This window comes from Polyangium mundeleinium (genome assembly GCF_028369105.1).
Taxonomy (GTDB): domain Bacteria; phylum Myxococcota_A; class Polyangia; order Polyangiales; family Polyangiaceae; genus Polyangium; species Polyangium mundeleinium.
The window spans coordinates 1292481-1317484 of record NZ_JAQNDO010000001.1 but is presented as its reverse complement, the minus strand read 5'-3'; the positions used below and the strand labels follow the sequence as shown (position 1 = coordinate 1317484).

Sequence of the window (25004 nt, the reverse complement as noted above, 5' to 3'; positions counted from 1 at the left end):
GCTCGAGCGCGCGCGTGGAGTCTCGGCTCACCCCCACGGGTTGCGCTCGGGGGATGACCTTTTTGCGCGCTGGGGAAGACGGCTCCGAACCCGATCTCCGTCACGTGCTCGCGGACGCTGCCGATTCAACCCCCAACGCTTTCATGATCCGCGCAAGCACAGCATCCGAATTTCGCGCCCAATCCCGCGCCGTCACGCGTATGACCTTCCAGTCCCGCGCCCGCAACGAAGCCGGACGATGAACATGGCGCTCGAACGCTTCGCATGTCTCGTCCCCTTCGTCGCACAGGACAGCAACCGCATAACGCGATGATTGAACGCGATCTACCACAGCCAGCGGAACCTTGAAATCCGACGTCCCCACATCGAGCTCGCAGGTGACCCCGCGTTGCTGCAACGCCATGGCGATCTGCGCCTTGAGCGGGACATAACCCGGCGGGAGGTCCCTCGTCGCCGACGGAGCGCTCGTCGGACGGCTCTCGCGGACGACGTGCAACACGCGCTCGGCCAGTGCACGCTGCCCACTCGAAAGGTGGAAAGCAAATTCGAGGAATAGCTTGAAGAGCTTGGGGCCTTCGTTCTTGGTCCGTCCAACCGACAGCATCCCCGGCTCGAACGATGCGACGATGATGCACTCGCGTTTCGCACGTGAGACCGCCACATTGAGACGTCGCTCCCCGCCACGCTGCCCAAGAGGCCCGAAGCGCGCTGGAACAACTCGTTCCGTGCCCTTCTTGGTGACGCGCTCAACGGGCGCATACGCAGGCGAAAAGAGGATGATGTCGCGCTCGTCCCCTTGCACGTTCTCGAGGTTCTTGACGAACGGCCGCTCGTCAAGCCGTTCGGCCGAACACGCCTTATCCCAGCGTTCCGCAAACATACGATCCGATGCACGGCGCCGATCGATTTCGTCGAGGATCGTCTGCCGTTGCTGGATGTTGAGCGTCACGATGCCAATGGTCGGCACGGGGGTTCGTCCCAGAAGGTCCAGCACGATATCCATGACCACGCGAGCTTCAGGCTCGTTGCGGCCGGCATCGTACTTGCCATCGGGAACCATCACGGTACGAATGGCCGGGGGCGCCGTGCGGCTCGCCGTCGAGGGAATCGTGAGCAGCGAGCCGTCATACATGGCGTAGTTGGAGAATGCGATCAGCTCCTCGTGGGCGCAGCGGTAGTGCCACAAAAGGCCGCTTCGAGGCACTCGTGATCGCGCGAGCGTGAGGAGCGATTCTGCCTCGAAAAGCTCACGCGCTCCGGTCGCCTCTTCGTCATCCGAAATCTCCCCCTCGTCCGTTGATCTCGCTGTGAAAAACGACGTCGGCGGCATCTGCTTCTCGTCACCCGCGATCACCGAGCGCTGAGCACGAAGGAGCACCGGGAGCCCGCTTTCCACGGTGCACTGTGAAGCCTCGTCGAAAATCACCAGATCGAAGAGCGGCTGCCGCGGGAAGAGCACCGTCATGGTCTCCGGCGACAGGAGCCAAACGGGAACGAGATCGAGCAGGCCCTCCGGCGCGAATTTCCGCATGAACGTGCGCATCGGCATGACGTTCCGCTGCTTGCGACACTCCTTGAGCATCGCCTCTTTCATGGCCTGATCCGCCGTGCGACGACGACCTCGCTGCGCTGTCCCCGCGCGCAGGAGCGCATGGTTGTCGAGCCGGGCAGCGATACGTTTCCGCTCGAGGTCCGCCGCACGTCCGACCGTCGCCGCCATCCGCTGCTCGGCGGCCTCCTCATCTCCGTACGGCGTGGGACCGTCGAGCTGCCGGAGCTCCGGCGTCGATCGCTCCAGCGCGTCGAGGCGGGCAACGGCCCACGTCTTGACCAACGACTCGGTCCATGCCGAAGCATCCGCCGTCGGGAGGTGCTCCGAGAATGCATGAAAGACTGCGGGCGCCTCGGGGCACAACGTACTGAATGCAGCGAGGCGACGATCTGCCTCGGCAACCCGACGGGCATCGCGCCGAAACGCCTCCAGGAACGCCTCGAGCACGGCCCGTCCCGGCAGCCGACCCAACCAGGGGAAGAAGCCCGAAAGCGATTGTGCCGCGGTGTGGTGCGCGTCCCGCGCGGTGAGAACTTGGAGCCTCGCATCGAGGGCGCGATCCCATGCCTCGATCTCCTCGATCGAGAAGCGGGTCGGCCATGCATTCACGGCCTCGAGCAGATGCCTCGTCGCGACGAGGGCCGTCAGACGCCGATACGTCTCCCCCACCTTCCGAAGCAAGCCGCCCACATGGGCCGCTGAGTTGGACGCGAGCGAGCGCAGGCTGAAAGCTTCGAGGCATGCTTCTGCTTGCTCCCAAGCGCGCGTCGCGCGCGCCCGGGACAAGAGCTCCGTGAGAAGCGGCGGGTCGAGGGACGCACCGGCTTTCTCCGGGAGGAGGGCCGTTACGGAGCCGCGCACGACGCCCCTCGCTCGCCACCAAGCTGGCGAGAAGTACCGGAAGAATCGGTTGCCCCATTGCAAAAGCACCCCCATGGCGGCTTCGACCGTTGGCCCTGGATTGAACGCCACGCGTTGTGCGAAGTGGAGCAACGCTTCCTGTGCCTGCGCCCACGCCTGCTCTGTCTCCCCGAGGTTGCGAGCGCGGTCCGGGTAGAGGGTCGCGACCGTGAGGGCATTCGCGAAGAGCATCTGATCTTCCGGTTGGACGCGAAGATCGCGTGTCCCCCGCGCCGCCTCGAGCATGCCCTTTGCTGACTCCAGGCGCTCGATGGGCGTCGGCGCCACCATTGCAAGCCATTGCTCCAGCTCCGCGGCCGTCGTCACGGACCTGGCAATCGTAGGCTCGAAGCTCTGGAACCAGGACTCCGCCTTTTCGGCGAGGGAAATCCGCCCCGACCGCCACTGCGAACCCCTTCCGAACAAGTCGGAATAACGTTTCAGCGCCGCTATCTCCGTTTGAGCGCGGTGCAAATCGCTGTCACGGAGCCCCATGCAGCCGGACGCGGCTGGGACGGCTGTCGCGGGAAGTCCTGAGCCGAGCGCGTGAAGCTGCCCGACACGCATCGAGCATCCTGGAAGTTTTCGACCGAGCAACTCGGCACGCCGATCGAAGACCTGTGTCAACGCTGCAAGCTCCTGCGTGGTCTGCGCGGCCGACGCCGTGTCGAAATCCGACGATTGCCCGGCTTCGAGACGCGCCGCGATTTTCTGGTAGACCGGTTTCCGATCCTCCTGCACATCGTGCACGAGGGCAACGGCATGCTCGAACCCCGTTTGCTGCAGGCGTTGCGCCACGACATCGAGTGCGGCCCGCTTCTCGCTGACCACCGCAACCCGCTCGCCTCGCCCGATCGCATCCGCAACGAGATTGACGATGACCTGGCTCTTGCCCGTCCCTGGAGGCCCGTCGACCACGAGCGCACGCTTCGTCCGGGCGAGCGCGAGGACCTGCCGCTGGCTCGGATCGGACGCAATCACGGGCACACCGAGACTCTCCTCGCTCGTGGTCTGCGGGGGGCTCGGCGTCAGATTCGACCCGAACCTGTCCCGCATCTCGGCCGGTAAGAGCTCCAAGGCGCCGCCGAGCAATGTGCCCGTCGGGGTGTCGCCGCGTGCCAGGTCCGCGAGGAGACCGTCGTAATCCTGGAGGAGGTCCGAATTCGACTGGGGAAACAGCCCAAGGACCGCAATCTCCTCGACTTCGAGGAAGTCATCGCGTCGCCCCAGCACCTCCTCGCGTCGGTCTTTGAGGGGGGAAAGCTCGCCCGTCAGTTTGTTGGAGCTGATGCCAAGGCGTGAGAGCTCGCCAAGCAGCGCCTCGGGCCCGTGCGCCAGATCGGCAGCCAATTCATCGAGCCGTGCCGCAAGGTCGTCCTGCAGGGGAAGCCCTTTTTTGGTGAACAGCACCCGAAGAAGCGCGAGGTTTGCCGTGGGCGGCTGGTCCTTGTGCGGCTTCAAGGCGAAGCTGCGTGCCCCCCGATCGTCACGCTCGAGATCGACGGGGTAAAGGACGAGCGGTCCTCGCACGAGGTATCCGCCGGCGAGTCCGATCAGGAACGGATACCCAAGGGCCAGATCGTTTGCCCCCGTTTCCTCCAGGCGCCCATTGTGCTCCCGGTCGAGCATCAATAGCTCGCGTAGCGCCTGGTTTGCCCCTGCATGCCGTCCCGCCTCCGCGGCTTTCACGAGAACCGCGCGCTCTCCGGTGCGCACCTGCGCGAGCACCCGCTCCGACAAACCGACCGAGACTTGCTCGAGCGTTTCGAGATCAAAAGCGCGTCCGGGGCGAGCCTGGTACAGGCGGACCGATGGGCTCCGGCCATCGCCCGACACGAGCTGCTCGCGCAACTTGCCGATCCCGCGAAGGACGACGCTCTCGGGGCTACCAGGGACGACCGACGACGTCGATGCCGTGGGAGGAGGCGGCGTGACGCTCCGTGCCTCCAGGTGAAGCACGGTATCCAGCTCGACAGAGGCGATTTCCTCCGCAGGCCGCAACCCAGCGCGCTGGATCGCCTCCTGCACGGTGCGCAGGAGCTCCGAGCCTTTCCTTTTTGCGCCAAGGAGCCGCAAGAGACGGCGAAGCGTCGCCTCGCCTCCACCACGGCGCGCCATGGCACCGAGAAAGGCGTCGAGCGCGCTCTGCGCTTCCTTCGCGCGTGGGGGGAGCGGAACGTCCAGCACCGGCTGCGGAATCGCATCGGGTGACAAACCAAAACGGCGAACGAGGACAACCGCCAGGCGCTGGAACAAGGCGCCTGCGCCGATCGCATCCCCGATGGCCAGCAGCGTACTCACTTCGCGCGGATCCAGGACCCCATCCGCTCCGATCACATGTGCCAGGAGGCCGAAAAGAGAGCGATGGGACGCCGCCCCGAGAGAGGCCATCAAACCCGCGAGCTCGCCGAAGCGCCGGCGAGCAAACTCGACGTCGAAGTACGCCGCATACTCCGAAACGAGCGGAGCAAACACCCGCTCGATCGCCTCGGCCTCGGCATCTGCCATCTCCCCGTCGGCGGCTGCCACGAGGACGCTGCTGGCGAGCGCGCACGCATGAAGCTCGGCAGGCTGGGGCTCCAGCATGTGATAGCTGGTGTCGAATCCCGGCACCGCGAGGACCTTGGCAAGCACGGCGTTGATGTCGGCCATGCTGCGCGAACCGGGGCCACGACCGGTCAGCGAACGATAAAGATCGGATTCGCTGAAGAGCCATGCCGCATAGGCGCGGAGGTTGTGCTCGGGATGGGTGACGCCCAGGGTGCCGGATCCCTCGCGCAGGCACTGCTCGATGAGCTCCTTGCACTGTGCCAGATACGCTTCCGTATCCCACGTCAGGGCATTGCCAGGGAGCCCCGTGGTGCTGATCATCTCGAGCCGGAGGAGCGCATGCAGATCCTGGCACGCGAGCAAGCCAAAACGGTCGGCCGTGAGCTCGCCCGCCATGCTCAAGGAGCTGGACAATTTCTGGATGGGCTCGGGTACGTCCTCCGCGTCGGCAAGCACGCTCGCCATTCGACCCGCCTGCCCGAGCGGGGTCCACGGTCCGTGTGCAAGGTAATGCCCCAGCTCGTGACCGAGCACGGCGCGCATGCTCCCTGGGTCGAGCAAGGTGATCATGCGTCCCTGCACCTCGACGAGGATGGGCTCCTCGATGAGGTGAATCGATGCATTCTCGATCCCCGCCGACTGGTAGATCTCGACCGGACGCTCGATGCCAAGGACGCCCAGGCATTCCTTGGCGCTCGCGTGGAGCTCGGGAGCCATTCCCTCGCTGAGGCGCAGCGACTGCCCCATCAACTTGCGGCGGACCGCCGCAGGGTCGGGCAATGCAAGGGAACCTTGGATCGATGCCACGAAGGGCTCATGCTGGAGCTGGGCAGCGAGCTCGCGTTCGAGCGGGAGGCGTATGGCCTCCGTATCGAGATTGCGGATCGGGGTGGGCTTTTCTTGTTTGAAAGCGACGCCGGTCATGGAGATGGTTCCCCTGGCTCAGATCATTTCTGCGGCGGCATTGCGACGAAGTTCATCGAGATCCACGCGATACTCCGGCTGCAGCCGGTCGAACCGTGTCCCATGGCACGTGAGGAGAATGACCTGCAGCTCCTTGGCCGCATCCCGCAGGATCCGCACCATCGAGAGGAACCGCGCGTCGTCCGTCCAGCCCATCGTATCGTCGAGGATCAGCGGAAGCGGCCGCCGATCCTTGGCGAACACCCGCGCGAGCGCGATTCGCACGATGACCGAGAGTTGCTCTCGTGTTCCGCCCGAGAGCTGCCCGAAGTCCTCCTCCATCCCGCGGCGAACCACCTTGTCGAGCCGAAGATCCTGCGTCATCCGGATCTCGGTCCCGGGCCTCAGGTTGTTCAGATAAGGCGCGGCCTCGTTCAGCACGGGCCCGAGGAAGATACGTTGGGCCTCGGTATAGGCCTCCTCCGTCAAATCCCAGAGGATCCGCGCCGCGCGTGCCTGCCGCTCCACCCGCGTGAGCGCCTCGGCGGCGGCGGCTTGTTCTGCCTTCGCTTCGCTGAGGTCCTCGAACCGGCCCTCGGCCGCGGCTTTGGCGAGCAGCGCCTGCAAGCTGCTCACCTCGTCCCGCAATTTGCGCAGGTGTCCCTCGTGTGAATCCAGGGCAGACTGCGCGCGCCCCTCTTCATCCCGGAGGAGCTCCGGCGTCGCGGCCGCGAGCTCCGTGGACGCACGTTCGACATTCGACCTGGATTCTTCGAGCTCGCGACGGGCCTCTTCGAACTTCGCTTCGAGCACCGCGTCAGGCGCTTCCCTCCGGGATACGACGAGCTCTCCGGCGCGCCTCTCGTGCTGGGTGACGAGCTCTCTCCACCGGCCGCGGAGTTCCCCGACCTCGTGCATGCAGTCATGCTCGAGCTTTTCGGCCGCAATCGCTTGCTCTTTCGCGGCCGCCTGCGTGGCCTCCAGCGGCGACACTTCGGCCTCCAGCGCCTCGATCCGTTGCCGGAGCGCCTCGACGGGCATCTCCGATTCCCCCGCGGGCCCCTCGGTTGTCGCGGCCGCTTCGAGCGCGCGTTTGCGCCCGCGTAATGCTTCGAGGCCGTCCGGGGCCACGAGCTTCAGCGTTTCGACGAGCCGCTCTCGTTTGCCGACGAGGTCCCGAGCCGCCGCCCACCGCGCTCTCGCAGCGCTCACGTCCGCAACCTGCGCCCGCTGGAATGCCTCGTCGAGCGCACGCTCGGCCTCTTCGAGCCTCACCCATTCGCTCGATTCCCCGGGGATCACCGTCCACCCCGGCCCGCCGGCGGTTTCTTCGATCGGCACCGGCTCCCCCACGACGACTTCCCGCCCCGCGAGCAGGCCGGACAAACCACGCAGACGCGCTGACTTCATCGTGACCGTCGCCTCGCGTGCGAGGAGGGCCTCTTCGAGCTCGAGGAGCCGCTTGAATTTCGGTGCGCTCACGGGATTGGCGCCGAGCACGACCTCGACCTCGGCCTGCCGGGTGAGCGCCTCCCGCGCCGCGGCGAGCTCGGTCTCGGCGGCCTGGGTTTCGCGCTGCATCCGGTCCACCTCGACGCGCAGCGGATCGATCCCACGCGGCGCGGCCTCGGCGAGGCGCTGTTCGAAGGTCGCTTTTTTTCTCGCAATCGCGTCGCGGGCCTGCGCCATCACCTCCGCCTGCTCCAGCGACTCGACCGCGTGCACGCGCAGCGCCGAGGCAAACGCGCGCTCGGCGTTCTCCAGGCGCGCCGTGGCCCGGACGAGCTCCTCCCCGCGCGGCGTGAGGAGGACCTCGGCCAGGTTGCCGATGGAAACCGTCGTCGGACGCGTGACCTGGCGCGCAATCGTCTCCCCGGACGACAGGGTCACGGGCGGCTCTTCGTCCCCCACCTGCACGGTGACCTCGGAGTTGGCCCGGAGCAGAAGCTCCGTGCCCATCGCCCCCCGCGACTCCCTCGCGAGCGCGACCAGCTTCTCGGCGGCGCGCAACGCCTGGATCGCGTCCGCGTCGATCGTGTGCCGCGCGAGATCGGACCGGATACGATCCAGCTCCTCCTGCGCCTTCAGGGCCGCGCCGAGACGCCCTTCCAGGCGCTTGTGCTCTTCGGCCCGCTGCGACGCGCGGACGGCAAGCTCGTCGAGTCCCGACGGCGCGAGCTGCTTGATACGCCGGCGCAACGCCTCCGCTTCTCGCTCGGCCTCCTCGCGCGCCGCGCGCCGCTCCCGTGCGCGCGGCACGTCCTCGACGCCGAGGTTGTAGAGCGCCTCCTTCAGCGCGGAGCGGGCCTCCTTCACGAGCACCACGGCTTGCCCGAGGCCCGGCTGCGCGGGCACGAGCTCGACGTTCCCGAGCTCGGGGACCTCCATCCCCTTGCCCGTGCCGATCCACACGCGCCCGTCCGATCGCGCCTGGATCCGCGTCCCCTCGATCGACAGCTTCGCGCGCAGCGTCTCGACCCTCCCCGAGAGCTCCTCGATGTCCTCGTAGCTCCGCGCGTCGAGGCCTCCGCTCGTGCGGGCCTGATCCACAGCCGATAAAGCAGCCGCAGCGCGCGCTCCGTGTCCTCGGTCGGTTTGTCGGGCAGGCCCGCCTGGAGGCGCTCCGCGACGCGGCCGATCCACCCGCTCGTACGCAGCGCAGCGATGTCCTCGTCGCCGAAGATCGTGTGCAGGTTCTCGTCGCGCACCCGCAAGAAGCGAAACCTGTCCCGCGCGCGCGCGAGGACGTCGTTCTCCAGGCGGCTGCGGAGCTCCATGCGCGGAGCTCCCTTCAACGTCAGCTCGATCAGCGTCGAGTCCTTGCCCTGGTACGCGTCGAGGAAGCGTTCGAGCCGCTCGAGCTCATCCTCCGTCTCGACCGTGAACTCGTGCTGCTTCCAGTGGAACGTGCAGACCTGTTGGCGAGCGACCACGGGCCGCTCCCCTCTGCCGCCCACCTCGACGAGCAGCACGCTCCCCGGGTTCTGCTCCTTGAAGCGTGTCGCCTCGGGTGTCCCCGAGTACCAGGTGCGCTCGTCGATCTGCAGGAGCCCGTGCCAGTCGCCGAGCGCGAGGTAGTCGAGCCGCGCGCGCCCCGCGAGGTCCTTGGGAATCGCGTTGTGGATCATCTCCTCGTCGTCGACGAGCGCCGCGAGGAACTCCTTGATACCCCCGTGTGCGACCCCGATCCGCACGTGATCCTGCGGCCCGTACTCCGCCGTGAGGTGCTCGGTCACGTCGCCGAGCTCGTGCCGCTCGAAGAGCGGGCATGGCAGGAGCGCAACGCCCTCGCGGAGGATCATCGGCGCGCGCGAGTCGAGTACGCGGACGTTCGGCGGGCACTCCTTCTTCCACAACGCCGTCCGGTACAACGCCTCCGGGGTGAGCGGGTCATGGTTCCCAGGAAGCAACAGCACCTGCGCGGGGATGTCGCGCATCTTGTCGAGCGAGCGCCGGATGGTGTCGGGCTTGAGGCCGTGATGCTCGAAGACGTCCCCTGCGACGACCACGAAGTCCGCCTTGAACTCGCGGGCGATGGTTCCGATCTTCTGTACGGTCTCGAGCCGCGCGTTCCGCACGACCGCGCCGGCGTCTCCCGGGATGAAGTGCGCTCGAAGCCCGAGTTGCCAGTCAGCGGTGTGGATGAAGCGTACGGGGGTCATGGTGCGGGAAGGAAAAACGTACCGTGAACTCGGATCGCGTGACGTAGCGCAAAACAGTTTGGGAGACAAAACACAATCTTGGGGCGACACGGCAGCTCAGGGCACCGGATCGAGGATATCCGCGTGCATCCACCCCTCGTAGGCCACACCGTTCACGACCGCCCGCACGTGGTACCACGTCTGGCCCGCTTCCGTCTTCGCGCGGCCCACGTCGACCATGGTGCCATGAGGCACGAACGCAGCTTTGGGCGTATCGAGTCCGGGGAGGGTCCGCAAGACGCCGGTTTTCAGATCTGGCCGTCGGACATTGACGAGCGCGTCCCCCGAGGCGCAGCGGCTTCAACCGAATGCAGCGGGAAGGGACCACCTCGTCACTGCTGCACGGGGATTGCCCATCCTCATCGACTGTACGGCCCTGAGCATTGGTCTCATCTGGGAAGCGCCGCGTCGGGGCGCCGCCCCGGACCCCGCGAGGGGCTGTCCGCCCCCTCGACCCCGGACCAGCCAGGGGCTGGACCCAGGGTTGAAAAACTGCGCGGTGCGCAGTTTTTCAAACAGGCCGACGAAGAAGCCGGAGTGCCAGCAGAAGCAGCAGCGCGGCTGTCTCGGTGGGGAACGCCGCCGCCGGTCAAGACCGGTGATGGCCCTGCCCTGTCTACCAAAGGCCGCAGCGCTGGCAGGTCGGCGGGCAACGTCTCGTCGCATGACGTCGTGTCGTGAAGCGGTGGCCTCAAGTGCCAAACGGCACGGCTCCGTCCCACCACGCGATGGGGCCGTAGGTCTAAGGCGATGAGCCGATGGTCTCCCGCATCGTGCCCATCTCTCGACGCCACGAGCCCGTCACGTCTTCCATCGCCCCCGTCCCTCCAAGGCACGGCCTCGTACCTCCGGAGACTCGGCCGCACGCCCCAGAGACACGTCCCCGTCCCTCCAAGGCACGGCCTCGTACCTCCGGAGACTCGGCCGCACGCCCCAGAGACACGTCCCCGTCCCTCCAAGGCACGGCCTCGTACCTCCGGAGGCTCGACGTCGTCTCTTCAGACCATGCCCCCCATCTCTCGCACACACGTCCCCGTCGCCTTTTGGCTCGGCCCCCAAGCTGGAAGACACGGCCTCATCGATGAACTGCGCATCGCGCAGTTCATCGAACCGACGCCAGCGAACCCCCCCATGGTTGATGCTGCTCGTGTGCGATGCCGCTCCGACGACGCAACCGTTCCTGGTCAAGGAGATGGAGGAGCTCCGGCGGAGCCGGCAGGCGCCGGTGGTCATGGTCTTTGCCGGACGGAGGTGACCCGGCGCCCATACCCTCGAGGCCAAGGCAGAATTCGATGAGCTCGCTGGGTTCGTGCGTATCGTTCCGATGCCGGGCCGTCGGGGCATGACATCCAGGCGCCGTCCACTACAACTGGGCGCCAAGGAGACTTCATGAAGCGCCCTCTCGCGAATCCGCAGTTCGACCCCCAGATCGCGCCGCTCCTCCCGGCCCTGGAGGGGTATGTGCCGGTCGGCATGACGCCCGATCGCCTGGAGCATTTCCGCGCATTGAAAATGCCGACCATCGAGGAGATCATCGGCGACCTGCCCGTCCAGTGCGTCGACCACACGATTGCTGGCTATGGAGGTGCCGAGATCGTCGTCTCGGTGATTTCCCGCAAGGACCACCACCAGCCCGGCCCCGGGATCTACAACATCCACGGGGGCGGCATGGTCATGTGCAATCGGTTCGCGGCGGTCCACCCGCTCGTGGACTGGGCCATGAAGCACGACGCGGTGGGCGTCACGGTCGAATACCGACTGGCGCCGGAGCACCCGGCCCCGATCCCCGTCGAGGATTGTTATGCCGGCCTCGCATGGATGGCGGAACATGCCGAGGAGCTGCGGTTCGACCCGGAATGTCTGGTCATCTTCGGCGGCAGCGGCGGCGGCGGGCTCGCGGCGGGCACCACGCTCCTTTCGCGCGACCGGAAGGGGCCGAAGCTGGCCGGACAATTGCTCCAATGCCCGATGATCGACGACCGCAACGAGACGGTCTCCTCCTATCAGTACCAGGGCACCGGCATATGGGATCGCACGAGCAACCTGACTGCCTGGACGGCCGTACTCGGCGAGAAGCGGGGCACCGAGAACGTTTCGCCCTACTCCGCACCGGCGCGCGCCACCGACTTGCGTGGCCTGCCGCCGACGTTCATCGACGTCGGCGCCGCCGAGGTGTTCCGTGACGAGGACGTGGCGTACGCCAGCGCTATCTGGGCTGCCGGCGGCCATTGCGAGCTGCACGTATGGGGCGGCGCCTTCCACGGGTTTTACGACATCGCCCCCCAGTCGGAGATCGCCAAGGCCTGCCTCGCCGCGCGCGAGGCCTGGCTCGCCAGGCTGCTCTCCCGCTGGCAGGCGAATCGAGCGCACGCCAGCGAAGACCGTCGCTGATCCCCTCCCCCCGCGCCCTCTCAGCCGCCCGTGGGCGCGGGGGCCGCTTGGGATGGCGGAGCCGGCGCTGGCTTCACGTCCGTGTTCTGGCCGGCGACAATCGCCCACGTGCCCCCCGATTGCTTCATGACATAGCGCATGCGGGTGCGCAGCACGCCCTGCTCGGTGGCCTGCACCCCCGGGGGCAACCCCGTGTACCCCGTGACCACGTGGTCGGTGTCCACCACGGCCACGGTGGGCTCAACGAAGCGCATTTTCCTCACCGTCACCTCCGCCCGGCTGTCCTTGAAGACGCTGGCGAAGATGCTGGCGTGCCGCTTTTGGATCTCGTCACGACCATTGAAGACCGTCCCCACGATATTGATGAACTCGGCATCAGGAGCGAAGGCCTTGCTCCACGCCGCCGCGTCGTGGTGATTCCAGGCCTCGGTCTGCTCGGCGATGAGCTTGCGCAGACTCGCCTCCTCGTCCTGGGACGTGCCCTGGGACTGCCCCTGGGTCTTCTCGGTCGGGTCGGGTGCGGAAACACAGCACGACAGGAACAAGGCCATGACGGCCGAGCTTCGCGCAAACCTGTTCATGAAGAGCTCTCCTGGGATCCAAGAATGAGAATCAGGGTTTGGGTCGTTGAAAACGCGGTCAGTCACTCAATGCCGCGAGCGATTCGGGCAGCGTCTGACCGCCGTCGACGACGAGGGTCTGTCCGGTGATGAAGCCGGCCTCCTTCGAGGCAAGGAAGGCCGCAGCATGCCCGATGTCCTCGACGCTGCCCAGGCGCCGCAGAGGAATCGAAGCAATCATGGAATCGACATAGTCCTGGCCGAGATCGGCGAGGCCCTCGGTCGCGATGTTCCCCGGCAGGATCGCGTTCACGGTGATCCCCTTCCGCGAGAGCTCCAGCGCAGCGGTCCGCATGAAGCCGAGCTGCCCGGCCTTGCTGGCGGCGTAGTGCGACCAGCCGGGGAATCCGGTGATCGGCCCCGTGATCGAGGAAGTCAGGATGACGCGCCCGGCCCCGGAGCGCGCGAGCGCGGGGATGCAGGCGCGCACCGACAGGAAGCAGCCCTCGAGGTTGACGCGCATGACCTCGCGCCACTCCGCGAGCGTCATGGTTTCGAGCCGGGCGGCGGGGAAGATCCCCGCGTTTGCACAGAGCACGTCGAGGCCGCCATGGCGCTCGACGGCCGCGTCGACCATGGCCCTGACCTGCTCCTCGTCGCTCACGTCGGCGGCGAAGGCCGAGGCGACGGCGCCCGCATGCGCGAGGTCCGCGGCGACCTCGGCTGCCGCGCGGCCATCCCGCGCGACCAGCAGCACCTTGGCGCCGTTTTGCGCGAACACCCTCGCGATGCCGCGGCCGATGCCCTTGCTCGCGCCGGTGACGATGACGGATCTTCCTTCGACGAGTCCTCGCATGGGCGAATCTCAAGGACGTCCGTCGGGAGGTGTCAAGCGTGCGTTTGTGGCACGACACAACTCGGCGTCGAGCGCGTCCTTGAAGGGTGCTTGGGCCAAGGCGAACGCCTCATCCGCCAGCCGGCGGACGCGTTTGATACAGCGTGTCGCCGAGCAGCTCGAACCACGTCCCCGCCGCCAAGGGCGCTCCGCCGATCCTGGCGGCTTCGCGTAACGTTCCACTCGAAAGCTCGCGCGCCTCGCCTTGGAGTACGACGCGTGTCTCGGCTGCGAGCGGAACGCCATCGACATCGTGAGCGCGATCGAGCACGCCGGTGACGGCCGCAGAGAAGACCGGATCGTACACGGTGACCTCGTGGCCCGCGCGGAGCGGAAGCCCGTCGATCACGAGCGGCTCCGCAGGCGTGAAGCGCAACGGACGTCCGGTCACCGGATGAAGCGACAGGGGCGTCCCCGCTGCGCATGCAATTCCATCGACGACTGCGCGCGCCGCGAGTGTCAGGAAGTGGATACGTCCCTCGTCGGTGAGGTAGATCGACTCGCCGCCGCGCGCGGGAAGACCGGCGGCGAGGACGTCGTGCGCGGAGACGACTTCGGCGGGCCGGCGCGTGCGCGCATGCACGCGTCTCACGTCGACGAGCCCCTCGATGCCGGGGACGCGCACGGCGCGCGGTAGGTTGGCCGATGCCTCTTGGTCGAGCGTGGGCAGGTCGTACGGGTCGAAGCCGCGAGAGAGCCGCGCGAGAAGCTCGGGGTACGACGGCGCCGCTCGCCGCGCGTCGCCGTAGCCGCCGGACATGTGGAGGTGAACGATCGATCCGGCGCCTCCGCCGAGGTGGTCCTCGACATCGCAGTACCAGACGCCACCACCGCCATCGGTCCCGAAGGGCACGAGGGTGGGAAGCTCGTCGCTTTCGTCCATGTCGTCGGCGAGTTCGATCTGGCTGTTTGGGCCGGAGATCGACCATGTTTGTGTCTCACGCGCTCGCGCGAGATCGTCGAGAAGCTTCGGCGGAAGACGTGCGTTCATGAAGGCCATGCGAGGTTGGCCCGGGCAGCGTCGGCACGCAACGGGGCAGCGCTCGTCGGGGTGATCGCCGAATCGTGAACTGCGCCGACACCTTGGCGCGACGCTCCCCGGCGCATCGGACGGGGCGCGATGGCGCGCCTACCGCTTGGAGAGCGAGCGTTTCGTCACGATGCACGGATCTCGGGTGGTTGCCGAGACAACCTGTCGCATATTCTTGTGGCGAATGACATCTTGTCGCGCATTCGACGCTTTGCGCGTGTTTTCCTCGTGGGATCGCGCAGTACATCCCTGGCACATGTCATGCATCGGCATGGGTCATGCGCTTTGCAACGTGGTGCTTGGTTGGTTTGTCTGCGTTGATCTTCGGCTGTGAGGGCGAGCCGCTCGGCGAGGAGCCCGGTGATTGCCCCGGCCCGGAAGGGCTGGACGCGTCGCTCGTCCAGTCGACGTTCCTGCTACCCGACGAAGCGACACCGAACGAGAATGGTTACATCGGGCCCTTTTGTTGCACGGGCGACACGGCGACCATCGAGTCCATCGAAGGTCATCCCGTTGGATATGCCTACTTCTTCAACTGGAAAGGGCAGGCGTACAATGGGGCGTCGGATCATTCGTATGCGCCGGACGTGCAAATCATGGTCGCGGGGCTCGAAGACGTGCACGATCCGAACTCGGCGCTCGTGCAGAGCGTGATCGAGTTCGACGCGAGCGAGATGGCCATGTGCGCCGAGCGTTCGGTGAAGGCCGGGCAGCTCCGGTTCACGGTGACGCTCCTGCATGTGACGCTGACACCGAGCAAGGAGTACTTCGATATGCAGTCGCTCGAAGCGAGGCTCGACGTCTTGGCGGAGCCGGCTGGGGAATGAACCAGATCAGCCGAGCGCCTCGTGCTCGCTCGGTACAGCCAGCTCGACATCGTTCCCATCGGGGTCTTGGAGGATGATTCCTGCCCCAGGATGCGCGTCACGACGCCATCGGCCGCCCGCTGCGATGGCGGCCTCTGCAGCTCGTGCTGGATCGTCCACGCGGAAGCCCAATCGCATACGCCCACGCGGCGCCTCCTTGGCCGGATACAGTTCGAGCAACGTCGCTCCGACCCGACACGAGTCATGTCTTGGCCCGCCCTCATGCCGCTCCTCTCGCCAGAGGAGACCAAGGGCTTCGTAGAAGCGTTTGGCCGCATCGATGTCGGAGGTGCGAATGACGAGCAAGGACAGGTCGACCACCATGCTCATTCCCCTTTGCGGCGAACGTGGAGGCTTGCCGAGGGACGTCGGCTCGAGCGAGCGACGGGTCAGGCCACTACACGCCCGCGAACTGGTTCTGCATGTCCGCCGCGCTGCCAAGGAGTGCGCGGGCCGCCGGGAGAAGGACCTCCGCCAATGCCCGCCGCGCCGTCCGGCGAGAAGCCTCGCGATCGAGCAGCCCCACCTGGGCCAGCACCGCGGGGTCGTCACAATCCCCCGCGAGCGGGACCGCGACGCCCATTCGAGCCGCCCGAGCAAATACGTTTTCGACAGCCTCCCTCACGTCGGGACCTCCGACACGCAAGGCCCAAGCCACGGTGCGCCATCCGAGCAGAGAGTGCCGCTCCTCGTCCTCCGCGATTCCCAAGAGAACCGCGCGAATCTCGGGTTCGTTGCAAATCGCCGCAGCCTCGCGGGCCAGGAGGGAGGCCACCGCTTCGCCGATGCAGCCGTCCTCCGCGGCCTCCGCCGCGACCTCCGCGAGCCCCGCCGAGAGGGGCACTTCCATGCCGAGCGGGAACGCCCCCGGGCCCACCGGCGATTCCATCAACGCCGAGGCAATGGCGAATCCCTGTCTGGCATGGCGAACCTCGTCCAGAGCGGCGACGTGGGCTTGCTCGATCAGCTCGGGCGGCGCCCCGAGCCGGAGCAGATCCAAAGCCACACGGCTGAACGCTGCAATGGATGCGTGCTCGTCCAGCGCCGAACGGCACCACCTTTCGGCCAGCGCATGCCGGGCCTCCGTCGAGAGCGGGCGAAGGACGAGGCTCGCCGCCCAGGTCGGGTCTTCCACGAGGCTCGATCGCAAGGCCTGCGCCGCAATCTTCAAGGGGCGTCCATAGTTACAGCTCGGCTCGGTTTCCAGGACCGGATAACAACAGCCGGGCATGGGCTCGGGCGGCACACCGTTGAACGGCACCTGCTCCACCCGCGTGCCCTGACCGATCACCTCGGCCACCTCGACCCCGCAATCCTTGACGGTGAGATCTTCGGGATCCACCTCGGCAGCCGCGGGGCAGGTGCGCTGGTTGGGAGCGATCTCCATGCAGGCGGTGCTCTCGGTGTTCGCACAGGCGGGGAGCGCAGCGAGGATACCAAGGAGGAAGGTATGGTAAGCGTTTCGCATTCGTTCATCATGCCATGAGACGGCAGCGAGGGCGACGTGTTGTTCGGTCCGGCGCAGCAGCAAAATCCTGCTCCGATGGGTTGGAGGCGTCGGCCGGGTGCAGGTCAAACCTTCCGCGTCGACTTGACACCTCGCACGCTTGCCAAGTAGCATTGCCCAATACGGGTTGGGCTTCACGCAAGCACACAACCCGTCATTTAAACTCATATTCAACAACAAGCAGCGGCTCGCTACCCTCAACGCGCACGCCGGTGGAGACCATGAGTCCCTTTGAAGGTAAAAATTCGTTCGACAGCGAAACGTTCGACAAGCTCACGCTCGAACGAGCGGACCTCAGGGATCGCGAGTTCTCCTACTGCGTATTTCGACGCTGCAAGCTCGGCGAGAGCCGATGGACGCGGACGCGGCTCGAGGGCTGCGTATTCGAAGAATGCGATTTGAGTCGGATCGACCCCACCATGCTCTCGCTGCGAGGCGTGACGTTCACCTCTTGCAAGCTGATTGGGGTCAACTGGACGAAGATCGCCAAGTTCCCCGACCTGTCGTTCGAGGACTGCGACCTCCGATATACCGTGATGGACTCGCTCGCGCTGCGCAAGACGCGCTTCACCCGATGCGGCATCACCGAGTCGGTCTTCGCGTCGATGGACTTCACCGACGCCGTGTTCGAGGAGTGCCGTTTTGGGGGGACACGTTTCGACGGTTGCGACCTTCGCAACGCGCAATTCCCCCGCTCCTCGGATCTGTTCGTCGATCCGGCGAAGAACAAGGTGAAGGGCGCCCGCGTCCCGCTCGATACGGCGATCCTCCTCGCGACCTCGTTCGGGATGCGCGTGCTCGGCTTCGACGAGCAAAAGAACGATTGAACCCCCGGCTCGAAAGGCCGGGGTTCAAGTTCCTACGAGTGGATGGGGGAAACAGGGCCGGTCCACCTCTCACCGCTGCGGGCGGCGGCGCCGGAACGACGCCAGGCGTACCATCACGAGGCCCCACACGGGCGCGCTCCCAGCAGTGCCGCACCCGCCACCGCTGTCGTTCTCGCCGTCTGGCTCATCGACGGGCGAACCCTCGCCCACCCTCACCGTCAGCTTCGTCGCTGCGGCCCTGTCCCCCTCCGGGAGGAGGTCCGCATTCGAGGAATTGCCGGCCCCGAAGAGCGTGAGAGTAACATCGGTCGCGGGCGCGACGAGCGAGAAGTCGAAGCGCAGCTCGTCGGCATGAAAAGGCTGCGGGGCGGAATGCGTCAACTCGGCGCCGAGCTTCTTCATCCCGCTGCTGGCGGTCTCCAGGCTGGCCTCCGCGTTGTCCACGGAGATGTCCACCCCTCCCGTCTTTGCGGCGCCCCCCCGGATGACGAAGCTGTACTGGCCCGTGGCCCCCGGCGCCAGGGTCGTGGGGCCCTCGAACTCCACGGTGCAAGGCTCTCCGCCCTTATGGCACGTGATGCACGTCGCGCCCTTCTTGCCGGACTGCCCCGTGATGCCCGCGCTGGCGGCAAGAGCAGGAGACGACCCCAACGCCAAAACGGCGAATACACCTACGACACGGAACAAAGGATGCATCGAATCTCCAAGGAGGGATGAGAGCCGGTGTTGCTTTTGCAGCCGCGCTAGCGAAGCTGGAGGAAGGAGAAGGAGAGTCCCTGCGTGGTCACCGTGGGCTTGCCATTGTCCTCCAGCACCCGCAGGGTGGTGGACGTGGCGCCCTCGCCAAACTCGGTGTAGAGGGTCTGGTTCTGCGACTCGAAGAGAAAGACGCTGCCCGAGGTCGCCGGGAAGCTGGCCTTGTGCGTCGCGGTCAGCGTGTCGAACTCGAGCTCCCACCACTGCCAGCCCGTCCCGCTCGCAATGGTGCGGGGATGGGTGCCTTCCACGACCGGGGCAATGGTCTCATCGAGCACGCGCACGTACGCCGTCCCCTCCGGGCCTGGGACGAGCGTGCCCGCGGTGCCACCGCCCACCAGCCCGTCGAGCGTCCGGTAGAAGGCGGGGTCGAAGGTGCGGGTCTCGGGATCGAACCTGAGCAGGCACGGCGCGGGCGCTTCCTCGCCCACCACGCGGCGCACCGCCGCTCCATATGCCTCCGTCGCGACGTACACCTTGCCGTCGGGGCCAACGGCGGCGTCATGCGTGTACCCACATCGATCGTCTGTCGCGATGGTGGGCTCATCGGTCGCCGTGTCGATGGAAACCACGCCCGCCTTGGGGGTGATGCCCACGCCCGAAACGGGACGCCAACCCACGGGCATGAGGACCTGACCGTCCAGTCGGATGGCTGCGCCCGAGAAGGCCATGACCGTATCCGGAATCATCAACGCATCGAGCGCGATGTGACCCGTGACCTTCATCTCCTCGGGATTCCAGATCACGACCTGTGCAGTGGCCCCATCGAAGAAGTAGGCCTTGGTCTCCGAGATGAACTGGAAGTTCGCCTGGTACTCCCCGAGTGACGTCACCCCCAGGCTGTCGAAGCTCACGGTGCCCGTCGGCTCCAGCCCCCCCGTGCTGGTGAGCGTGTAGCGGGTCACCGTCGCGCTGTCGTCGCTCACGACATAAACCGCGCCTGACTTGGGAATGCCCACGCCGAGCGCACGGCCCGTCACCCGGACGGCGTTGTCCAGAGAGAGCGACGCCGTCTGCTCCGCCTGGTTCGTCACGATGACGTAGCTGTCCACCGGATCGGCGATGAGCAGCTGCGTGGTGATGGCGTACAGCGGCCCGTTGTCGTCGCCGTTTTGCCCCTCCGAGCCGCCACAACCCGTGGCCAGGGCCAGGGCGAGCATGCCGGCGGAGAGCCGCAAGGAAGTGACAGACCCCACATTCTTCATCGGAACGGCCTTTTCTGCTGAAGTGAAAACGATACTCATTATCATTTTCAACACTAGGATGTTCCCGCGCACCGTGTCAAGAGCAGGCGCGACGCCGAGCAGCACGAGCCGCAGGAGCACGGCTCGGCGCGGCGCGGTCCCCCCTGCCCGCGCCGCCGGGCCCCCTGCGTCTTGCTTCGTGGTCCTCGACGGACGGCTCGGTGCCCGTCATCCTTTCGTCGCCTGCCACGAAGGCAGGGTCAGGACGCAAGCATGGAGACAACCCAGTCCGCAGACGAGTGAGCCGCAGCAACCCCTGAAATCGTTGCTGCGGCCATCTGCTCTCGATCGCTCGACGCATGCCGTCCTGGAGGCAGATCGCCGCCGAATGTCCACCATTTGCGCGGGTGTATCGTCGTGCCTCGAACAAGAACCTCGAATTGGAATGTTTCGCTGTCCGCAGCGCTGCTGCTGATGGCCCCCTTCGATCTGTTGGCCTCGCTGGCCATGGATGTCTACCTGCCCGTGGTGCCGATCATGCCCGGCATCCTCGGCACGTCGCCGGCAATCGTTCAGCTCACATTGAGCCTCTACATGGTCGTCCTGGGCGCGGGACAACTCGTGTTCGGGCCCATTTCGGACAGAATGGGTCGACGGCCAGTCCTGCTCGGCGGCGCGGCCTTGTTTGCTGCCGCGTCGTATCTGCTTGCGGGCACCGGAGCCGCTGCATGGTTCATCGCGCTCCGCGTTCTTCAAGCGCTGGGCGCGGCCGCCGCGCTCGTCGCGACCTTCGCGACGGTACGCGACGTTTATGCGGAGCGTCCCGAGGGGGCGATGATCTACAGCCTGTTCGGATCGATGCTCGCGTTCGTCCCCGCGCTCGGGCCCGTGCTCGGCGCTCTGCTCGCGGACCATTTCGGGTGGCGCGCGATCTTCCTCGCGCTCGGCGTCGCCGCCACCGCGGCGGCATTGCATGCGGCTCCAAGGTGGCACGAGACCCGGCCCGTGAACGCGTCGAAGCCACACGCGGCCTTTGGTGAGATCCTCGCGGACGCCTCGTTCTGGACCTACACGCTCGGCTTCAGCGCGGCAATGGGCGCGTTCTTCGTCTTCTTCTCGACGGCGTCACGCGTCCTGATCGATCGGGCCGGCTTCTCGCAGCTCGCCTTCAGTCTCCTCTTTGCCACGGTCGCGCTCGTCATGATCGCGACGGCTCGGTTCGCCAAACGATTCGTGGCGCGGTGGGGAAGGGCCGGAAGTCTCGTCCGCGGAATGGGAATGCTGCTCCTGGGGGCCGCATTGCTGGTCGTCGGGCAGGTGACGGCCGCTCCGTCCTTCTGGACGTTCGTCCCGCCCATGTGGATCATCGCGATCGGCATCGTGTTCACCAGCTCGGTGACGGCGAATGGCGCGCTCCAGCGCTTCGGCCACGTCGCCGGCACTGCGACTGCGCTGTATTACTGCATCGAGAGCCTCGTCGTGGGGATCGTCGGAACGACGCTCGTCGTTCTCCTGCCTGGGGATACGGCATGGCCGCTTTCGGCCTATTGCACGCTCATGGCCGTCGTCGTCCTCGGCTTCGTCAGGCGTTTGGAAAAGGCCCCGGGGCTCCTGCCGGCGTGAACGAGGAGGCTGGAGGGGCGGCAGACACGCCGCCTCTCCGGCTTCGGCTCACCGCCTCTTTCGCCAACGGCCGTGCGTCAGGTACACTCTTGCATCGAACTGCGACGACCGGAGGCTCCGCATGAACCCCATGGAACTGCGACAGCGTTGCCACACGTTTTTCTCGGGAGAAAAGCCGACCACGGCCGCCGAGGACTTCGCCGCCATGGCGCGCTGGTGCGAAGCCAACGACATCGCCCATGACGCCTACGGCGAGGGCGCGTTGGTGCAGGGCTTCGAAAGGAAAATGGCCGATCTGCTCGGCTTCGAAAAGGCCGTCTTCTGCATCACTGGCACCATGGTGCAATCCGTTGCCTTACGGCTCGCCTGTGAAGCCGCCGGCAGCAAGCTGGTCGCGCTGCATCCGACCGCGCACGTGCTGCTGCACGAGCGCGGCAACCATCAATTGCTCGACCATTTCAAGTCGCTGCACGTCGGAGATCCTTTCCGCACCTGGACCGTCGACGACCTCCAGGTCTGGCCCGACCGGATCGGCGCGGCACTCTATGAATTGCCGATGCGCGAGATCGGCGGACAGTTGCCGAGCTGGGCGGAACTCGAAGCACTCAAGGCATATTGCCGGCAACGGAACATCCACCTCCACATGGACGGCGCGAGATTGTGGGAAGCCTCGGCCGGCTACAAGCGCTCGCTGAAGGAGATCGCACAAGGCTTCGATTCGGTCTACGTTTCGTTTTACAAGGGCATCGGCGCGCATGGGGGCGCGATGCTGCTCGGCAGCGCGGATTTCGTCGCGAAGGCCGATACGTGGATGAAACGCATGGGCGGAAACGTCTATCGCCGCTCACCCTATGTCGTGTCGGCGGCGATGCGCTTCGATGAGCGGCTGGCGAAGATGCCTGCTTACCTCGAACGCACCCAAGGGCTGTATGACGTCCTGCGCGATTTCCCGCAACTGCGCGTCAATCCGGCGCGGCCGCACGTCAACATGCTGCATGTGTATTTCCCGGTCGGCCGCGAGCGCCTGACCGAGATACGCAACGAGCTGGCATCGGAACACGGCATCTGGCTGTTCGGCGGCGCGAGACATGCCGCCTTGCCGGATCAGAGCTCGATCGAATGGTATGTCGGGGAAGCGTTGTCGACCCTGTCCGACGCGCGGGTCCGGGAAATTCTCGCGCTCGTGAACACGCGCCTGTCGGTGCCCCAACCCTCGCAACCGTCCTCCGCCGTCTCGGCCTGAACGGAGGAGACGTCGTACAGGCGTCCTCGCTTTCCGTTGCACGACACATATTGTGCCCAACTGAGCCAAACACCAGCTCCGCACCTGGCACACACGCATCAAAACACCGACTTACTTCGTGTTTTCGATTGGCACAGTTCGTGCCTGGGGCCGGCGCACGATGACACGTTCCGCTTTTTCTCCCCGCTCTCTCCTTCTTGGCGCCCTCTCCTTGGTCCTGACCCTTGGCTTGGTCGCGTGCGACAGTGAAATCGACGCCGACCCACCGAACAACGTCCCTGCACACGTCGATCTTTTCGCTTGCGGCGTGCAGCTCACCTGCCCTGCCTACTGCATTCACCTCTCCATTGCCGACTGTAGTAGCGGCGGACCGGAAACGCTGGGGTGCGCGGGTGAACTCTGGCTCGAAGGCGGGAGCGGAGCGCTCGAAGTGCACGATCGGCCGGGCCCCGGCAATTGGATGGGCGACAAGCTCACGTTGCTCCTGGGTGACGGCAAGGCGCTCGTCCAAAGCCGAACGCGCAGTTGCCTAGACGCCCCCTGCGAGACGATTCCCTGGGAGCTCGGCGCGCACGAGTTGTGCGACGTGGCGACGCCGCCTGCAACCTGCCAGCCGGGCGCCTGCTCCGAGCTTCCCGTCCTGGAAAACTGCGCTCCGCTCGAAACCGATTGGAGCTGCGGAGAGGTCGCGACGGCGATGTCCCCCATGCCGTGAGCTGATCCGGCGGCAGGAAAACCTCCCAAAGCCTACCGCGTGGTCTCTCTGCCCTCGGACTCCGCCCCTCCGAACGCGTCCAAGAGCGAGCCGGCGCCGCTTCCGTTTGACGATCCCGCCGGCGACGTGCGAGCAATCTGCCGATGGCATCGGCAGGGAAGCCCCATGGCGAGCGGCGCACCTTCATCGAGGAGGCGCGACGTGCTCAGATCATCGAGTGCACGATCGCCGTGCTCGCCAGCCACGGGTACGCGCACGCGTCGCTCGCGACGATCGCCGAGCGGGCGGGGATCAGCAAGGGCGTCATCTCGTATTACTTCGACGGGAAAGAAGACCTGATCGCCCAGGTGCATGCCGAGACGATGACGCTCGTCACGAAGCTCGTCCTGCCTGCGGTGGTGAAGGAGGAACGCGCGTCGGACAAACTGCGCGTTTACATCGAGGGCAGCATCGCGTTCGTGGAGACGCACGCGGCGCATGCCACGGCGCTGCTCGAAATCTGGAACGGCCTCCGTACGCCGGAGGGCCGTCCTGCCTTCGACGCTCGTGCGCACGAGCCGGGCCTCGAATTCTTGGAAGGCATCATGCGCCAGGGCCAGAAAGAGGGCGAATTCCGCACGTTCGTGCCGCGCGTCATGGCCCTCGCGATCCGCGGCGCGATCGACTGCGTCTTGCTTCAGCGGGTCGCTTATGGGGACAAGGTCGACCTGCGCGAGGCCGCGTGCGAGCTCGTGGCGCTCTTCGACGCGGCGATGCGTGACGTCGGGGGGCGTCGACCGACGAGCGCCGCGCCGCCGTCTAAGGCGCGTCGTGGGCGTCGATGAACGACGAGAGGCGATCCCGGAGCATCGGGTCGATGATCGTCGTCAGATGCGTCCGACCCGGCACGATGACGGCCTCGAGGTCCGGTAGCTCCCGCCTGAGCCGCGAAGTGGTGGAGTAGGGCTTGTCGAATTCTCCGATGATCGAGAAGACCGGAAACTCGATCGCGCGCAGATCGACCGGCGGCGGCCACCACGTGCCGTGCCCCTTCGCGATGGCTTCCACGACGAGCGGGTCCGGCGGCTCGCCGCCCATGGCCAATTCGAGGAGCTTTTCCTCGTCGGGATCGGTCCCCTGCGGGTCCATCGCCTCGGCCTCCGTTCGGAAGGCCTCCTCTGTCTCCTCGAGGCCCATGGCGCCGAGGCTCGCCGTGAGGAATCGCTCCGGCGCGCGGTGCATCAATCCAAGCGTGATCGCTCCTCCCATCGAGTAGCCGCCGATGTGGGCACGAGGGATCTCGAGGTGCTCGAGCAGCTCGATCACGTCCGTCAGCATGCGTTCGCCGTACGCCGCAACGTCTTTCGGTTTGTCGCTCTCGCCGTGCCCCCGCTGATCGAGCAGCACGACCCGATGACGCGACGCGATTGCGCTGGAGATCCCGGGCGCGATCCAATTCCCCTGCGCCGATCCCAGGAAGCCGTGCACAAGGACGACGGGGGAACCGGTCCCTGCGTACTCCACGTAATGCAGCTTGATTCCGTCGCTCGCCGAGAACCAGTGGTCGACCGGCTCACTCGGCAGAGCCGGGGCCTCCGGTTCGTGCGCGTCTTCGGCGGTACAGCCGAGCAACGAAGACGCAGCGACCGTGAGCGCAAACAGGATGAATTTCGACATAAGGATCCTCCTGGACGGGGATGGCCCGGCGCTGGACGAGCCGCGCACACGTCGCCATCACCCGAAACGAATTCGAGCAAAGAACGCGAATGCTGCATCGACGACGACGCGCACGTGTTCCGCGCGCCGAAAGGACACGACGTCC

General features: G+C 66.3%; 18 protein-coding genes. 7 read left to right on the top strand and 11 right to left on the bottom strand.

Annotated features, from left to right (window positions below; translation table 11 throughout):
- Positions 1–100: 100 nt before the first annotated feature.
- From POL67_RS05485 to POL67_RS05475, 3 genes are all read right to left on the bottom strand, one after another.
- Positions 101–5926, bottom strand: a complete 5826-nt coding sequence (locus tag POL67_RS05485; protein ID WP_271915993.1) for an AAA domain-containing protein — start codon at positions 5924–5926, stop codon at positions 101–103.
- A 2291-nt stretch (positions 5927–8217) separates the two neighbouring features.
- Positions 8218–9567, bottom strand: coding sequence for a metallophosphoesterase family protein (locus POL67_RS05480; RefSeq protein ID WP_271915991.1), 1350 nt, complete (start codon positions 9565–9567; stop codon positions 8218–8220).
- 96 nt (positions 9568–9663) lie between these two features.
- Positions 9664–9801, bottom strand: a complete 138-nt coding sequence (locus POL67_RS05475; RefSeq protein WP_271915990.1) for a hypothetical protein — start codon at positions 9799–9801, stop codon at positions 9664–9666.
- A gap of 1194 nt (positions 9802–10995) precedes the next feature.
- Here POL67_RS05475 and POL67_RS05470 point away from each other — a divergent pair.
- Entirely contained in the window at positions 10996–11997 is a 1002-nt protein-coding gene (locus tag POL67_RS05470; protein WP_271915989.1) for an alpha/beta hydrolase, read from the top strand.
- A gap of 20 nt (positions 11998–12017) precedes the next feature.
- On the opposite strand, the gene POL67_RS05465 is transcribed toward POL67_RS05470, so the two are convergent.
- The 3 genes from POL67_RS05465 to POL67_RS05455 form a co-directional block, all read right to left on the bottom strand.
- On the bottom strand, positions 12018–12578 hold the full coding sequence (locus POL67_RS05465; RefSeq protein ID WP_271915988.1) for an SgcJ/EcaC family oxidoreductase: 561 nt from the start codon (positions 12576–12578) through the stop codon (positions 12018–12020).
- Between the two features lie 58 nt (positions 12579–12636).
- Entirely contained in the window at positions 12637–13413 is a 777-nt protein-coding gene (gene fabG, locus POL67_RS05460; RefSeq protein ID WP_271915986.1) for a 3-oxoacyl-ACP reductase FabG, read from the bottom strand.
- A 109-nt stretch (positions 13414–13522) separates the two neighbouring features.
- Positions 13523–14443 (bottom strand): hypothetical protein, encoded by a 921-nt coding sequence (locus POL67_RS05455; RefSeq protein WP_271915985.1) that lies wholly within the window; start codon positions 14441–14443, stop codon positions 13523–13525.
- 317 nt (positions 14444–14760) lie between these two features.
- Between POL67_RS05455 and POL67_RS05450 the strand changes: the two genes are divergently transcribed.
- A complete protein-coding gene (locus POL67_RS05450) occupies positions 14761–15309 on the top strand; it encodes a hypothetical protein (RefSeq protein WP_271915983.1) in 549 nt (182 codons plus the stop codon).
- A gap of 6 nt (positions 15310–15315) precedes the next feature.
- Here POL67_RS05450 and POL67_RS05445 read toward each other — a convergent pair whose 3' ends face one another.
- Positions 15316–15672 carry a VOC family protein gene (locus POL67_RS05445; RefSeq protein ID WP_271915982.1) on the bottom strand — a complete coding sequence of 119 codons (357 nt, stop codon included), beginning with the start codon at positions 15670–15672 and terminating at the stop codon, positions 15316–15318.
- 73 nt (positions 15673–15745) lie between these two features.
- A complete protein-coding gene (locus POL67_RS05440) occupies positions 15746–16816 on the bottom strand; it encodes a ferritin-like domain-containing protein (protein WP_271915981.1) in 1071 nt (356 codons plus the stop codon).
- A 260-nt stretch (positions 16817–17076) separates the two neighbouring features.
- Here POL67_RS05440 and POL67_RS05435 point away from each other — a divergent pair, with 260 nt between their 5' ends.
- Positions 17077–17682, top strand: coding sequence for a pentapeptide repeat-containing protein (locus POL67_RS05435; protein WP_271915980.1), 606 nt, complete (start codon positions 17077–17079; stop codon positions 17680–17682).
- 69 nt (positions 17683–17751) lie between these two features.
- Here POL67_RS05435 and POL67_RS05430 read toward each other — a convergent pair whose 3' ends face one another.
- Together POL67_RS05430 and POL67_RS05425 are read right to left on the bottom strand one after the other, a co-directional pair.
- The gene (locus tag POL67_RS05430; protein WP_271915979.1) at positions 17752–18378 is read right to left on the bottom strand and encodes an MXAN_6652 family MXYO-CTERM-anchored protein; all 627 of its coding nucleotides are present in this window, start codon (positions 18376–18378) and stop codon (positions 17752–17754) included.
- A gap of 47 nt (positions 18379–18425) precedes the next feature.
- Positions 18426–19763 (bottom strand): MxcI protein, encoded by a 1338-nt coding sequence (locus POL67_RS05425; protein ID WP_271915978.1) that lies wholly within the window; start codon positions 19761–19763, stop codon positions 18426–18428.
- Between the two features lie 276 nt (positions 19764–20039).
- Here POL67_RS05425 and cml point away from each other — a divergent pair, with 276 nt between their 5' ends.
- From cml to POL67_RS05405, 4 genes are all read left to right on the top strand, one after another.
- A complete protein-coding gene (gene cml, locus POL67_RS05420; RefSeq protein WP_271915977.1) occupies positions 20040–21245 on the top strand; it encodes a CmlA/FloR family chloramphenicol efflux MFS transporter in 1206 nt (401 codons plus the stop codon).
- Between the two features lie 121 nt (positions 21246–21366).
- Positions 21367–22488, top strand: coding sequence for a threonine aldolase family protein (locus POL67_RS05415; protein ID WP_271915976.1), 1122 nt, complete (start codon positions 21367–21369; stop codon positions 22486–22488).
- A 211-nt stretch (positions 22489–22699) separates the two neighbouring features.
- Positions 22700–23203 carry a hypothetical protein gene (locus POL67_RS05410; RefSeq protein WP_271915975.1) on the top strand — a complete coding sequence of 168 codons (504 nt, stop codon included), beginning with the start codon at positions 22700–22702 and terminating at the stop codon, positions 23201–23203.
- Positions 23204–23346: 143 nt separating this feature from the next.
- Complete coding sequence (locus tag POL67_RS05405; RefSeq protein WP_271915974.1) at positions 23347–24027, top strand: TetR/AcrR family transcriptional regulator; 681 nt, start codon at positions 23347–23349, stop codon at positions 24025–24027.
- On the opposite strand, the gene POL67_RS05400 is transcribed toward POL67_RS05405, so the two are convergent.
- Positions 24002–24859 (bottom strand): alpha/beta fold hydrolase, encoded by an 858-nt coding sequence (locus POL67_RS05400; protein WP_271915973.1) that lies wholly within the window; start codon positions 24857–24859, stop codon positions 24002–24004. The genes POL67_RS05405 and POL67_RS05400 overlap by 26 nt on opposite strands.
- Positions 24860–25004: the final 145 nt, after the last annotated feature.